The following is a 13,660-nucleotide window of genomic DNA, read 5'->3' as shown; positions in this document are numbered from 1 at the left end:
CGCCGTGGCGCTCGTGGCCCTCGCCGCCGCCGGGGTGCTCGGTGTGCTCGGCCCGGGGGCGGCGACGCCCGTCACCGCTGCGGGCGCCGCGGCCACCGTGGTGCTGCTCGTCGCGGGCCTCGTTGTGCTCGTGCGCTCCCCCGCGTCGCGCGCGCTCTTTCGCATCATCATGCTCGCGGCCCTCGCGGCGGTGCTCACGCTCGCGGCAGCCGCCGGGTCGCTCGTGGCCTAGCCCGCCTCGCGGGGCGCTGCGGGCTCGCGCGCGGGGTTCTTGATACCGATCGCCGAAATCACGGCCCCCGCGAGCATGAGCCCCGCGCACAGCAGCAGGCCGGCGTCGAGCCACGCGTCATCGACAGAGGTGCCGATCACGGCACCGAGCAGCGCGATCGCGACGAGGCCCGCGATGCGCGAGACGGCATTGTTGACGGCCGAGGCGATGCCCGAGCGCTCGGGTTCGATCGCCCCGAGAATCGCCGAGGTGAGCGGCGCGACCGTGATCGCGACGCCGAGCCCGTAGAGCAGCACCCCGACGAGGGCCTGCGAGACGAAGTCGAAGGGCGTCTCGATCGCGCGTAGCAGCACGAAGCCGACGGCCGCGATCGCGGGGCCGGCCGCCATGAACCACCGCGGCCCCATGCGCCCGGCGAGCGCGCCGAACCGCGCCGACAGCAGGATGAGCATGATCGTGACCGGCAGCATGATGAGTCCCGAGGCGGTGGCGCTGAGCCCCGCCACCTGCTGCAGGTACACGACGATAACGAGCCCCGAGACCGACAGGGCCGCGTAGACGGCGACCGTGGCGAGGTTACCGACCGCGAAGTTGCGGTTGCGGAACAGCGTGAGCGGCATCATGGGGTGCAGCGCGGTCGCCTGTCGAACGATGAACCCGATGAGGCACAGGATGCCCACCGCCAGCGGCCCCCACACGACCGGCGAGGCCCACCCGAAGTTGGCCTGCTCGATGAGGGCGAACACGACGCCGCCGAGGCCGAGGGCACCCAGCGCGGCGCCGGCCACGTCGATCGGGGTGCGCTGCGCGGCGGGCTCGTTGCGCATGCGTGCCATGAGGGCGAGCGTGGCCGCGATCGGCACGACGTTGATGACGAACACCCAGCGCCAGCTCGCGAGGTCGGTGAGCACGCCACCGAGCAGCGGGCCCACGATGAAGGCGGCCGAGGTCCAGGCCGTCCAGAGCCCGATGGCGCGAGCCTGGCTCGCTCCGCGGTGGGCGCCCATGATGAGCGCGAGCGAGCTCGGCACGAGCAGCGCGCCCGCGACGCCCTGGGCCGCGCGCGCGACGATGAGCAGCTCGGCCGTGGGGGCGAGCCCGCAGGCGAGCGAGGTCAGGCCGAAGCCGACGAGCCCGATGCGCAGGATCGCGACGCGGCCGAGCAGGTCGCTGAGCGATCCGGCGAGCAGGATGAGGGCTCCGAGGGTGATGAGGTACGCATCCACGACCCATTGCTGCACCGGCAGCCCCCCGCCCAGCTCGGCCGAGATGGCGGGGAGGGCGACCGTGACGATCGAGCCGTCGAGGAACGCGACAAACGCGGCCATGATCGCGACGACGAGCACGCGGCGGTCGAGCACGGTGGTGGGCATGGAGCCAGTCAAGCACTGCGCGGGCGTTCGGCGGCTCCGAGTCTTCTCAATACCCCCGGGGGTATATGCTACCCTGATCGCCTGACCCTTTTGGAGGACCCATGCGCCGCATCCTGCTCTCGATCTCGCTCGCCCTCGGCCTCGCGCTCAGCGCGACCGCGTGCGCGAGCCCCGCCGAGCCCGTCGCGCTCGACGCCGACGCCGTCATCATCGACGTTCGCACGCCCGCCGAGTTCGCCGGCGGTCACCTCGAGGGCGCCGTGAACATCGACGTGCAGTCGCCCGACTTCGAGGCGCTCGTGAGCGAGCTCGACCCCGCGGGCAGCTACTACGTGTACTGCCGCAGCGGCAACCGGTCGGGGCAGGCGATCGACCGCATGACCGCGCTCGGCTTCACCGACCTCACGAACGGCGGCAGCGTCGAGAGCGCCTCGGCGGCCACGGGCATTCCCGTCGTCACCGGACCGTAGTCCGCACCGCTCGCCGGCCGCGCGCTCAGGCGCCGGCCGGCACCAGGCGCTCGGCGAGCAGCTCGCGCACGCGCGGAATAACCTGCGTGCCGTAGAGCTCGATCGCGTGCATGAGCTTCTCGTGCTGCAGCGGCCCCGTGCTGTACTTCAGATCGAAGCGCTGGATGCCGAGAGCCGACACCGTGGCGGCGATCTTGCGGGCGACCGTCTCGGGCGAGCCGACATAGAGCGAGCCGTGCTCGACCTCTTGCTGGAAGTGCGCGTAGGTGGTCGGGCCCCAGCCGCGCTCGCGGCCGATGCGGCCGAACATCTGCTCGTAGGCCGGCCACAGCTCGTCCATCGCCTGCTCGTCGGTGTCGGCGATATAGCCCGGCGAGTGCACCCCGACGGGCTGCCATGGCTTCTCGAGCTGGGTCAGGGCGCGGTGGTACAGCTCGACGAACGGCGCGAAGCGCTCGGCCGGGCCGCCGATGATGGCGAGCATGAGCGGAAAACCGTAGTTCGCGGCGCGCACGACCGACTCGGGGCTGCCGCCGACGCCGACCCACGTGCGCACATTGCCGCTCTCGGTCGTGGGGTAGACCATCTGGTTCTGCAGCGGCGCGCGCGTCGAGCCCTGCCACGAGACGGGCTGCTCTTTGTGCACCTCGGCGTAGAGATTGAGCTTCTCTTCGAAGAGCACCTGGTAGTCCTGCAGCGCGTAGCCGAAGAGCGGGAACGACTCGGTGAACGAGCCGCGGCCCATGATGACGTCGGCCCGGCCGTTCGAGATCGCGTCGATCGTCGCGAAGCGCTGGAAGACGCGGATGGGGTCGTCCGAGCTCAGCACGGTGACGCCGCTGCCGATGCGAATGCGCTCGGTGCGGGCGGCGATGGCGGTGAGCACGATGTCGGGCGCCGAGACCGCGAAGTCGTCGCGGTGGTGCTCGCCGATCGTGATGGCGTCGACGCCCACCTGGTCGGCCAGCACGCCCTCGTCGACGACGTTGCGGATCACCTGGGCGTAGGGCAACGGCTGCCCGTCTGGGCCGTTCGTGACATCACCGAAGGTGTCGATGCCCAGCTCGAGGTCGTTCGCGTCGGCAATGGCCACTGGTCTCCCCTATCTATGCGTACGTATCGAACAGCTCAACAGTCTCACGACACGCGGTATTCCCGCCAGACCGATCAGGGCTGCAGGCGCTCGACCCGCCAGCCCGCGCCCTCGCGGTGGAACAGCAGCCGGTCATGCAGGCGCGAGGTTCGGCCCTGCCAGAACTCCACGCGATCGGGCACGATGCAGAACCCGCCCCAGCGCTCGGGCCGGGGAACCTCGGGCGCATCCACGAACCGCGCCTCGGCGTCGACCACCTTCTGCTCGAGCGCGTCGCGCGACGCGATGGGCTGCGACTGGTCGCTCGACCACGCCGCCACTTGCGCGCCGCGCGGGCGGTGCGCGAAGTAGTCGTCGCTGTCGGCCGCATCGACCGGATGCGCGTGGCCGAAGATCTTCACCTGGCGGTGCAGCGTGTACCAGGGGAACACGACGGCGACCGCGGGGTTCGCGAGCAGCGCGCGGCCCTTGCGCGAGGTGGAGTCGGTGTAGAAGGCGAAGCCGCGCTCGTCGACCCGGCGCAGCAGCACCGTGCGGATGGACGGGGCGCCGTCGGGGTCGATCGTGCCGAGCACCATGGCGTTCGGCTCGTAGACGCCGCGCTCGGCCGCCTCGGCGAGCCAGGCGGTGAACTGCGCGAAGGGGTCGTCCGCGAGGTCCGCTTCGTCGAGCTTCTCGATGCCGTAGTCGGTGTGCGTGCGCAGAGCGCTCTCGATGGTCGGGTCGGAGGCGGCGGGGTCGGTCATGCTCACACGGTAGGCGGTTCGGGCCGGGAATCGGCCGAATCGCGCGCCGTCGCCGTGGCCCAGACGGCCATGACGGCGGCGAGGATGAGGGCGGTGCCGAGCAGCTCGTCGCCGAACTGCGCGAAGGCGTCGAGGTCGATCGCGGCGCCCAGGTCGCGCGCGAGGGTTCCGAAGGCCAGCACCGTCACGCCGAAGACGGCGTTGGCGAGAAAGAGCATGACGCGGGATGCCCGGGGGTACGCCGCGCTGCCCTCGTGCGTCACGTCGGCATCGGTCACGAACCCCCACACGAAGCCGAACAGCACGAGGGCGATGCCGCTGGCCCCGATGAGCGCGCTGAGCGGATCGGCCAGCACGTCGCGCCACGCGGCAGCGGCCGAGAGCAGCAGTGCCACCGTGAGCAGGGCGATGCGCCGGGCATCGAGCTGCCGACGAACGGCCAGCACGATCGCGAGGGCGAGCGTGCCCGCCGCGATGACCACCGCGAGCGCCTCTGACGACCAGCTCAGGGGGGTGGCGAGCACGGCCGGCAGCACGCTCAGCAGCGCGAACAGCCCGATTGCCGCGAGCAGCTCGGGCAGCCCGCGAGACCCCCGACGCGCCGCGACGAACGCCGCGACGATGAGGGCGACGCCGACCGAGCCCCGCACGATCGTGAGCGCCACGGTGCCGCGCAGCGCATCGGCGATGACGAACACGAACCCGACGGCGGCGCCCTCGGCGCCCCACGCGGTGACGACCTGAGCGGCCAGCAGCAGCACGACCACGGGCGCGAGCGTGATCGACAGGGCCGCGGCGACCGGCAGCCCCACGTCGTCGAGCCGAGCCATGACGTCGTCGATGCGGGTGGTCGCGTCGCGGCGCGCGCGGGCGATTGCCCACCACAGGGCGGCGATCGCCAGCACGATGCCGATCGACAGCGGCAGATCGCGCTGCTCGATCACGGCGCCCGTGCCGGTCGTGACCGCCAGCACCACCTCGGCGATGCGCCATCCCGCGACGAGCAGGAACATCACGATGAGCACCAGCGGCACCGAGCGCATCAGCCCTCGAGCGCGAGCGCGCGCGAGCGGGCGGTGCACCGCGGCGACCGTCGTCGTCGCGGCCCCGATCGCGAACTCGGCGACAGCGACGCCGGCCGCGAGCGCTGCGGGCACGGCCAGCTGACCGAGCGACGACATGACGAGCGAGGCGGTCGTCGGCCCGAAGTCCAGGCCGAACGGGGCCGACTGCGAGGCGCTGCGCCCGAGCGACACGACCGCCGAGAGCCCCGTGATCGCGAGCACGAGGGGGAACTCCCACCACGCGAACGCCGCGCGCCGCCGCAGCACGACGAGCACGATCACGGCCGCGACGGCGAGCATCGAGATGACCTTGCCCGGGGTGATCGAGACCCCGCCGGCGCCATCGGCCCCGAGGTCGAGCGAGCCGATGAACAGCAGCACGAGCGAGGTCATGATCGTCAGCACGACCGTCGTGCGGCGCCGCGTGTGCAGCGCCGCCGTCTGCATGAGGGCGAGCGACAGGATGACCAGCCAGAAGATCGTCGGCAGCAGCAGCCGCGGCAGCGAGAGCACGATCGAGCCCACGCTCACCGTGAGCGGCGAGAACTCGCGCACGAGCGGGGCACCGAGGATCAGCGCGACGGCCAGGCAGAACGCCACGACCCCGACGACCACGATGGGGCCGAGCCCGGCCGGCGAGCCGGTGTCGCGCAGGCGCCCGCGCCGGATGGGGTCGACGATGATGCCGCGCCACAGCGTGCGAGCACCCGCGAGGAGGCGGGGCATGGTGCGCGGTCGCGGCGCCCACGGCGAGTCGGTCACGGTGGGCGGGCTCATCGCAGCTCCCAGCGCCGCAGCACGCCATCGCTCTCGAGCACGACGAGCGCGGCGCCGACCGCGAGCGCCGATCGGCTCGCCGCGATCGATGCGGTGTCGATCGGCTGCGCGTCGATGACGGCGCCATCGGCGGTCGACCGCAGCTCGACGTCGGCGGCGCGCACGATCGCGACGACGCTCGCTGCGCCCTCGCCCACCAGGGCCTCCCCGCCGGCCCCGCGCCATCGCACCGCCCCGCCCCCGGCATCGAGGGCCACGACGGCCTCGTCGGTGAGCACGACCACGGCATCGCCGACGACGAGCACGCCGCGCGCGAGACCGGTGTACCCGGTGCTCCAGCGCTCGTCGCCCGACTCCCGATCGAGGGCGATGACCTCGCCCGATTCGAGCATCGCCACGACGATCCCCTGCGGCCCGCCCGCGGCCGCGAGCTCGACCACGAGGCCGAGCTCGTCGAGCCAGAGCACCGCACCCGTGGCGGCGTCGAGGGCCGTGAGCCGCTCCCGCTCGTCGGCCACGAGCACGAGGTCGTCGACGACGACGACTTCGGCGCGGGCATCGGCACCGAGCGACTGCGACCAGCGGGCGGTGCCGGTGCGGGCATCCAGTCGCGTCACAGTGCCGCTGCGCGCGGCGACCACGATGTCGGCGGTCGGCGAACCACCCGCGGGCACGGCGACCGGGGCGGCGATCACGAGCTCGTCGGCCGCCCAGTTCCACAGCCGGCGACCCGCCGCGTCGTAGGCGACGACCTGACGCCTTGACGTGGTCGCGACGACGAGGTCGCCGGCGGTGCCGACTGCCACGACCGTGCCGCCGGGATGCCCGAACCACGCGAGCCGCGCCTGCGCGCGCCCGAGCGCGAGCACCTGCACGTCGTCGCCGCGATCGTTGACGACGACGAGGCGCCCGTCGGCGGTGGCCGCGGGCGCGACGGGGTACTGGCCGGTCACATCGGAGGCCCCGAAGAAGGGATCGGTGATGGCGATCGGCAGGGTTCGCCCGGGCAGGAGGCGCGCGGCGGGGTCGAGCAGTGAGCCGAAGGTCGCCGCAGCGGTCGCGGTTCGGCCGAGCGGCTCGAGGGCGCCCGGCCGAACCTCGGCGCGCCCCGCGGGCTGACCGTCGACGGTGCCGCTGCTCCAGACCGCGCCGCGCCCCGGGCACCAGACGGTCGACTCGGCGAGAGTCGTCGAGATGCCCTCGTCGACGTTCTCGATGCGCACCGTGCTCTCGACGCCGATGCAGCCGCCCGTGAGCGGGATCTCGCGGCCCTCCTGGTCGGTGAACGGCCCATCGGCGCGCAGCGCGGCGAACTCGGCCGAGTAGGTCAGCACTCCCCCGGGCAGGGCCGAGCCGGTCGAGCTCCACGCGTCTCCCGGCTGCACCTCGGGCGGCAGCAGCACGATCGCCGGTTCGAAGACGAAGCCGATGGGCCCGCCCCACGAGGCGACCTGGGTGACGCCGTCGCTCGAGAGGCGGAACAGGTCGGCGCCCCGCTCGCCCCGGTCGGTCACGGTCGACGACCGCCACCACTGCGCAGAGCGCACCGCCTCGTCGCCGAGCGAGCCGAGCAGGTTCGCCGCGATCGTCGAGGGCGCCGCGAAGATGCCCTCGATGCCGATCGAGCGCGTGTGCTCGGTGACGTTCTGCACGCCCTGGGCGTCGATCGTGACCGAGCGCTGCCCGTCGGGCGGCACGAACCGGGCGGCGCTGCCCCCCGACACCTCGGGGGCGACGAGATCGACGGCGTCGAGCGCGGTGCCGAGCATCAGCACCACGAGCGGCGTCACGACCCATGGCACCCACGCGGGTGTGCGCGAGCGGGCATCGTCGCGCGGGCCCGCGGTCTCGGGCGCCGTCTCGGGGCTCGGCTCAGCGCCGCCGGTGGTCACGAGCGCCAGTGTAGGGCCGCGCCCGGGCTCACTGCATCGAGTCGAGGATGCCGATCAGGTCGTCGAGCGTCGTGCGCGGGTTGACGATCGCGAAGCGCGCGTTCGTGCGGCCCGCGTGCGAACTCGGCACGACGAAGGCGCGCTGATCGTCGAGCAGGCGGTTCGACCAGTGCGCGTAGTCGCTCGCGCTCCAGCCGACGCGCTCGAACACGACGACCGAGAGCTGCGGATCGCGCACGAGGGCGAGGTGGTCGCGCTGCCCAATCTCGGCAGCGACGGCGTGCGCGAGCTCGATGGATGCCGCGATCGCATCGCGGTAGGCCTGCGCGCCGAAGGTGGCGAGCGAGAACCACAGGGGCAACCCGCGGGCGCGCCGGGTCAGCTGCACCGAGTAGTCGGAGGGGTTGTACTCGCTCGACTCGGTCAGGGCATCCAGGTATTCGGCATGCTGCGTGTGCGCCAGCCGCGCGATCTCGGGGTCGCGGTAGAGCAGAGCGCACGAGTCGAACGGCGTGAAGAGCCACTTGTGGGGGTCGACGATGAGCGAGTCGGCGCGTTCGATGCCGGCGAAGCGCGGGCGGGCGATCTCGGCGAGCGCGGCGGCCAGACCGTAGGCGCCATCGATGTGCAGCCAGAAGTCGTGATCGTCTTTGAGCGCGGCGATCGAGGCGATGTCGTCGACGATGCCGAAGTTGGTCGAACCACCCGTCGCGACGACGGCGATGACGGCCTCGCCGTGCTCGACGAGAGCAGGGAGCACGGCATCGCCGCGCAGCATGCCGCTCTCGCCCACGGGTACGGCGACGACATCGATGTCCATGACCTTCGCGGCGCTCGCGATCGACGAGTGCGCTTCGGCGCTCGCGATGACGACCCAGCGCTCGGGGCGCGCGCGTCCGGCTTCGCGCCGGCGCCGGTCGGCGTGGTCGCGCGCGGCGACGAGCGCCGAGAGGTTGCCGATCGTGCCGCCCTGCACGAAGACTCCGCCCGCGGTCTCGGGCAGCCCGAACTCGTGGGCGAGCCACGCGAGCACGTCGTTCTCGGCGTAGACCGCGCCCGAGCCCTCGAGCCACGAGCCGCCGTACACCGCCGTCGCCGAGACGATCAGGTCGAACGCGGTGGCCGCCTTCGACGGCGCCGAGGGGATGAACGAGAGGTATCGCGGGTGCTCGGTCGTGATGCACGAGGGCGCCAGAACGTTCTCGAACAGGGCGAGCGCGCGCCGAGCGCCCATGCCCTCCTCGCTGATCGTGCGGCCGGCCAGGCGCCGCAGCTCGGCCGGTGTGAAGGGCTTGTCGAGCGGGGTGTCGTCGCTCAGGATGCGGCGGCGCGCGTACTCGAGCACCATGTCGACGATCGCGGTCGTCTCGTCGGTGATCGCGTGCATGCGCGTTGCGGAGGCGGAGGGGGATGCGGCCTGGTCGCGGCTCACGGCGGGTCCTCTCGAACCAGATCGGCACGCTCGGCGTGCGATCCTTCGGCGCGCCGCCCCGCCACTCGGGTCAGCAGGCGCCGGATACGACGAATCCCGGCCGAGACCGGGATTTCGTTCGTGCGTGGACCTGAGGGGACTCGAACCCCTGACCCCCTGCATGCCATGCAGGTGCGCTACCAGCTGCGCCACAGGCCCGTGGCTGCCGGCCGACTGGCCGGTGACAACTCGACAAGACTAGTACACGCCGCGGCCCCCGACCAATTCGGCCATGACCGGCCAGCGCGTCAGTCGAAGAGCTCGCTCAACCAATTCTTGGGGCGCTTGTACGAGCCGCCCGGGTGGCCGTAGCCGCCGCCGTAGCGGGGCGCCGAGCCGGGCGAGTTCGAGCCCCAGCGCTGCGGGTAGCCCGGCTGGGCGTAGCCGCCCGGCGGGTACCCCCCGGCGGGGCGAGCGGGCGTTTCGCGCGGCAGCTCGACACGCGGTGCGGCGGCGGGGGCGGGGGCGGTCGACGCGCGCTCGATGATCTTGTCGAGCTCGCCGCGGTCGAGCCAGACGCCTCGGCACTGCGGGCAGTAGTCGATCTCGATGCCGCTGCGGTCGCTCATCACGAGCAGGGTGTCGTCGGTGGGGCACTTCATACCCCCAGTCTGCCCGTCGTCGGCTATGCGTCGACTGGATGCTCGCCGAGCGTCAGCGGAATGGTCGGGCAGTCCTTCCAGAGGCGCTCGAGCGAGTAGAACAGCCGCTCTTCTTCGTGGAAGACGTGCACGACGATGTCGCCGAAATCGAGCAGGATCCACCGGCCCTCGGCGCGGCCCTCGCGGCGCAACGGCTTGGCGCCTGCCTCGATCATGCGGTCTTCGACCTCGGCGGCGATGGCCTGCACGTTGCGCTCGTTGCGCCCCGTCACGAGCAGGAACACGTCGGTGAGCGGCAACGGCCCCGAGACGTCGAGCGCGACCAGGTCGCCACCCTGCTTGGAGTCGGCGGCGAGAGCAGCGACCTGGGTGAGGGCGATGGCGCGTTCGGTGGCGGTCACAGGTTCCTTCGACGGGGGGCGGGAGGTCAAAGCATTCAGAATAGCCCGTTGACCGCGGCGAGCACGAACAGGCCGATCGCGACGACCGCCATGACGACGGTCGAGGCGACGAGCACCGTCGTGACGGTGTTGCTCGTCGAGCCCTTACCGGGCGTGATCATCGGCGACGCGCCCGTGTGGCTGCTCACGGCTCGCAGCGCGCTCACGGGCGCCGAGTCGGGGTGCGCCACCTGGAACTCGCCGGGGTCGAGCATGTCGTCGATGTCGGGGCTCTCGTGCACCTGCGGCACGGCGCCCGTCGACGACACGACGCGGGGCAGGTCGATCATGCCCGTGATGATGATCTCGCCCGTGCCCGAAACGGGGCCCGCGATGCTGCCCGTGGGCATCTCGGGCAGCACGAGGGCGTTCGTGTTGGTCAGGCTCGCGGTCGATCCGACCTCGCGACTGAAGGTGTTCTCGAACGGGTCGTCGTCATCGTGGATGCCCACCGACCAGTGCGAGCCCGTGGGGGCCGACCCGGCCGAGAGGTAGGGCTCGGGCTGCGGTTCGGCGAGCGGCGCGGGCGCCGGTGCGAGCGGGGCGAAGTCGAGCGGTGCGTGGTCGATTGGAGTCGGCGCGAGCGGGGCGGGCTCGACCGGGGGCAGCACGACCGGGGCCTGAACGACCGGGGGCAGCACGACCGGGGGGGCAGGCACGACGAGCGGCGCGACGAGCGGGGGCGCCTCGACCGGCGGTGCCTCGGCGGCCGGCTCGCGCAGGGCGCGCAGCTCGCGCCGCGAGAGGGTCTGCTCGAACGCGCTCGGGGCCGCGGCTGCGACGGGCTCGACGGGCGGCGCTGGGATGACGTGCGTCGGGGGCGCGATGACGTGCGGCTCGGGCTCGGGCGCCGGCATCACGGGCTGCGGCGGCCGAGGGGTCAATTGCGTGTGGTACTCGAGCGCGGTGTCGAATCCGGCGGCCGGCGCCGCGGCCGGCTGCTCGACGGGCGGACGGAAGTCGCGGCGGCGCACCTGCTGCTCGGGCGGCGGAGCCACGGGCGGGGCGAGCGGCGCGACGGGCAGCGTGTCGCCGTTCTGCGACGAGGCGGCCTGCCCCGAGGGATCCCCCGCCGTGATCACCGTGTGAGTCGCCGGCGGGGCGTCGTAGTGGGGCACGCGCGGCCGCACCTGCGTGCGGTACGCCACATCGCTCGGCGCCGACGAGGGCACCGAGACGGGGGTGCCGCCGCGCACGCGCCGGGTGACGGGCTGCGCGAAACCCTCGGGCTGAGCATCCTGCGCCGACAGCTCGGCCTGCCGCGCGGCGCGGCGGCTGAGGGGCGGGTCGGTGGGATTGCTCATGATGTCGGGCTCCGATAGAGCTGGTGCTTCGAGATGTACTGCACGACGCCGTCGGGCACGAGGTACCAGACCGGAGAGCCGTGCTCGACGCGCTCGCGGCAGTCGGTCGACGAGATGGCCAGCGCGGGAATCTCGAGCAAGCTTACGTCGCCCTCCGGCAATCCGCGAACGCTGAGGTCGTGCCCGGGGCGGCTCACGGCGATGAAATGGGCGAGCCGCCAGAGCTCGGCCGCGTCTTTCCACTCGAGGATCTGGGCGATCGCGTCGGCCCCCGAGATGAAGAACAGGTCGGCATCGGGATGCTGCACCCGCATGTCGCGCAGCGTGTCGATCGTGTAGGTGGGGCCGTCGCGATCGATGTCGACGCGGCTCACGCGAAAGCGCGGGTTGGCCGCCGTGGCGATGACCGTCATGAGGTAGCGGTGCTCGCTCGCCGTCACCCCGCGCTTCTGGTACGGCTCGCCCGTCGGCACGAACACGACCTCATCGAGCTCGAAGGCATGCGCAACCTCGCTCGCGGCCACGAGGTGGCCGTGGTGAATCGGGTCAAAGGTTCCGCCCATGATGCCGATCCGCGCGCGAGGCGCAGCGGGCGGGGAAGCGGTTGTGGTGGCGATGGGTATCGCGTCGGCAGCCCGGCTCAGTGGCCGGCGTCGTGCCCGCTCGGCTTGTTCGCGGTCTTGTGGCTGTGGCGGTTCGCGACATCGCGGTAGGCGAAGGTCACGAGGCCGAGCATGAGGAAGACGAGCGCGGCGGCACCGGCGATCACCTCGGGCGGGGCGATGAGCGGAGCAAGCTCCTCCTCCGAGGCGAGGATCGCAGTGGCCAGCGTCGTCAGCATTCGAGGCTCCCGTGGTCGTGGGCGGTGATGCGCGGCAAGCTACCGCGCGTCGAGTCTACCGACTGTCACCCGCGAACCTGCCCGGCGCCGCGCACGATCCACTTCGTGCTCGTGAGCTCGGGCAGCCCCATCGGGCCGCGGGCGTGCAGCTTCTGGGTCGAGATGCCGACCTCGGCGCCGAAGCCGAACTCGCCGCCGTCGCTGAAGCGCGTCGAGGCGTTGACCATGACGACGGCCGAATCCACTTCGGCGAGGAATCGCTCGGCGTTGGCCATGTCGCGCGTGATGATCGACTCGGTGTGCTGGGTCGAGAACCGGCGGATGTGGGCGAGCGCGGCATCGAGATCGTCGACGACCGCGACGCTCAGTTCGAGCGCCATGTGCTCGGTCGCGAAGTCGTCGTCGGTCGCGATCGGCAGGCTGGGGTCGATGTCGCGTGCGCGCTCGTCGCCGCGCACGACGACCCCGGATGCGCGCAGGGCTTCGATCACGGGCGGCAGCAGGCGCGCCGCGGCGTCGCGGTGCACGAGCACGGTCTCGACCGCGTTGCACACGCTCGGACGCTGCACCTTGGCGTTGTGCACGATGTCGACGGCGAGCTGCTCGTCGGCCGACGCGTCGAGCACGATGTGCACGACACCGGCGCCGGTCTCGATCACGGGAACGGTCGACTCGCGCACGACGGTCTGGATGAGGTCGGCACTGCCGCGGGGAATGAGCACGTCGACGAAGCCGCGTGCGCGCATGAGCGCCGTTGCCCCGGCGCGGCCGTGCGCGTCGATGGTCTGCACGGCCTCGGGCGGCAGTCCCGTCAACCGCAGGGCCTGCTGCACCGTGGCCACGAGCACGCGGTTCGAGCTCTCGGCCGCGCTGCCCCCGCGCAGCACGACGGCGTTGCCGCTCTTGAGGGCGAGCGCGGCGATGTCGACGGTCACGTTCGGGCGCGCCTCGTAGATGGCGCCGACGACGCCGAAGGGCACGCGCACTTCGCTGAGCTGGATTCCGTTGGGCAGGCGCGAGCCCCGCACGACCGTGCCGACCGGGTCGGGCAGGGCGATGACGTCGCGCACCGCGGCGGTGAGGGCCCGCACGCGCGCGTCGTCGAGCCGCAAGCGGTCGATGAGCCCGTCAGAGAGCCCCGTGGCCCGCCCGCGCTCGAGGTCGTCGGCATTGGCCGCGATGATCTCTGTCGACGCGGCCTCGAGTCCGTCGGCGACCGCGGCGAGGGCGGCGTTCTTGCGCGCCGTCGTCATGGTCGCGAGCAGGCGCGAGGCCTCTTTCGCGGCCGTCAACTCGGCGTCGATGAGCGCCGCGGGAGAAGAGGTCACCGCGTCGGTGACGAGGGTCGACATGCC

Annotated in this window: 13 protein-coding genes, 1 tRNA gene and 1 pseudogene; 2 read left to right on the top strand and 13 right to left on the bottom strand. The window is 72.4% G+C overall.

The window, feature by feature from the left end; genetic code table 11:
- Positions 1-232 (top strand): annotated as a pseudogene (locus ACK4HH_RS09625) (hypothetical protein); the annotation flags it as partial.
- On the opposite strand, the gene ACK4HH_RS09620 reads toward ACK4HH_RS09625, so the two are convergent.
- Positions 229-1,605: an MFS transporter gene (locus ACK4HH_RS09620; protein WP_409651133.1), complete on the bottom strand. Its 1,377-nt coding sequence runs from the start codon at positions 1,603-1,605 to the stop codon at positions 229-231. The pseudogene ACK4HH_RS09625 and the gene ACK4HH_RS09620 sit on opposite strands and share 4 nt — an antisense overlap.
- Before the next feature lie 101 nt (positions 1,606-1,706).
- On the opposite strand from ACK4HH_RS09620, the gene ACK4HH_RS09615 reads away from it, so the two are divergent.
- Positions 1,707-2,075, top strand: a complete 369-nt coding sequence (locus ACK4HH_RS09615) for a rhodanese-like domain-containing protein (RefSeq protein ID WP_409651131.1) — start codon at positions 1,707-1,709, stop codon at positions 2,073-2,075.
- Between the two features lie 25 nt (positions 2,076-2,100).
- On the opposite strand, the gene ACK4HH_RS09610 is transcribed toward ACK4HH_RS09615, so the two are convergent.
- The 12 genes from ACK4HH_RS09610 to ACK4HH_RS09555 all read right to left on the bottom strand — a co-directional run bounded on the left by ACK4HH_RS09610 (position 2,101) and on the right by ACK4HH_RS09555 (position 13,657).
- The gene (locus tag ACK4HH_RS09610) at positions 2,101-3,162 is read right to left on the bottom strand and encodes an LLM class flavin-dependent oxidoreductase (RefSeq protein WP_409651137.1); all 1,062 of its coding nucleotides are present in this window, start codon (positions 3,160-3,162) and stop codon (positions 2,101-2,103) included.
- 80 nt (positions 3,163-3,242) lie between these two features.
- Positions 3,243-3,914, bottom strand: a complete 672-nt coding sequence (gene pdxH / locus ACK4HH_RS09605) for a pyridoxamine 5'-phosphate oxidase (protein WP_409651129.1) — start codon at positions 3,912-3,914, stop codon at positions 3,243-3,245.
- Positions 3,915-3,916: 2 nt separating this feature from the next.
- On the bottom strand, positions 3,917-5,755 hold the full coding sequence (locus ACK4HH_RS09600; protein WP_409651127.1) for a hypothetical protein: 1,839 nt from the start codon (positions 5,753-5,755) through the stop codon (positions 3,917-3,919).
- On the bottom strand, positions 5,752-7,647 hold the full coding sequence (locus ACK4HH_RS09595) for a PQQ-binding-like beta-propeller repeat protein (protein ID WP_409651125.1): 1,896 nt from the start codon (positions 7,645-7,647) through the stop codon (positions 5,752-5,754). The genes ACK4HH_RS09600 and ACK4HH_RS09595 overlap by 4 nt, the downstream gene beginning before the upstream one ends.
- A 28-nt stretch (positions 7,648-7,675) precedes the next feature.
- A complete protein-coding gene (locus ACK4HH_RS09590) occupies positions 7,676-9,079 on the bottom strand; it encodes a pyridoxal phosphate-dependent decarboxylase family protein (RefSeq protein WP_409651123.1) in 1,404 nt (467 codons plus the stop codon).
- Between the two features lie 125 nt (positions 9,080-9,204).
- Positions 9,205-9,277: transfer RNA gene (locus ACK4HH_RS09585), tRNA-Ala, on the bottom strand.
- An 89-nt stretch (positions 9,278-9,366) separates the two neighbouring features.
- Positions 9,367-9,720, bottom strand: coding sequence for a zf-TFIIB domain-containing protein (locus ACK4HH_RS09580; RefSeq protein WP_409651121.1), 354 nt, complete (start codon positions 9,718-9,720; stop codon positions 9,367-9,369).
- 23 nt (positions 9,721-9,743) lie between these two features.
- Positions 9,744-10,121 carry a ribosome silencing factor gene (gene rsfS / locus ACK4HH_RS09575; protein WP_409651119.1) on the bottom strand — a complete coding sequence of 126 codons (378 nt, stop codon included), beginning with the start codon at positions 10,119-10,121 and terminating at the stop codon, positions 9,744-9,746.
- A 35-nt stretch (positions 10,122-10,156) separates the two neighbouring features.
- Positions 10,157-11,464 carry a hypothetical protein gene (locus ACK4HH_RS09570; protein ID WP_409651117.1) on the bottom strand — a complete coding sequence of 436 codons (1,308 nt, stop codon included), beginning with the start codon at positions 11,462-11,464 and terminating at the stop codon, positions 10,157-10,159.
- The gene (nadD, locus tag ACK4HH_RS09565; protein ID WP_409651135.1) at positions 11,461-12,081 is read right to left on the bottom strand and encodes a nicotinate-nucleotide adenylyltransferase; all 621 of its coding nucleotides are present in this window, start codon (positions 12,079-12,081) and stop codon (positions 11,461-11,463) included. The genes ACK4HH_RS09570 and nadD overlap by 4 nt, the downstream gene beginning before the upstream one ends.
- A gap of 23 nt (positions 12,082-12,104) precedes the next feature.
- On the bottom strand, positions 12,105-12,305 hold the full coding sequence (locus tag ACK4HH_RS09560; protein WP_255159128.1) for a hypothetical protein: 201 nt from the start codon (positions 12,303-12,305) through the stop codon (positions 12,105-12,107).
- 65 nt (positions 12,306-12,370) lie between these two features.
- Positions 12,371-13,657, bottom strand: a complete 1,287-nt coding sequence (locus ACK4HH_RS09555) for a glutamate-5-semialdehyde dehydrogenase (RefSeq protein WP_409651115.1) — start codon at positions 13,655-13,657, stop codon at positions 12,371-12,373.
- Between the last annotated feature and the right edge of the window lie 3 nt (positions 13,658-13,660).

This window comes from Microcella sp., from assembly GCF_046296455.1.
Lineage (GTDB): Bacteria > Actinomycetota > Actinomycetes > Actinomycetales > Microbacteriaceae > Microcella.
The sequence above is the reverse complement of the archived record's forward strand: the minus strand, read 5'-3'. Positions and strand labels throughout refer to the sequence as shown.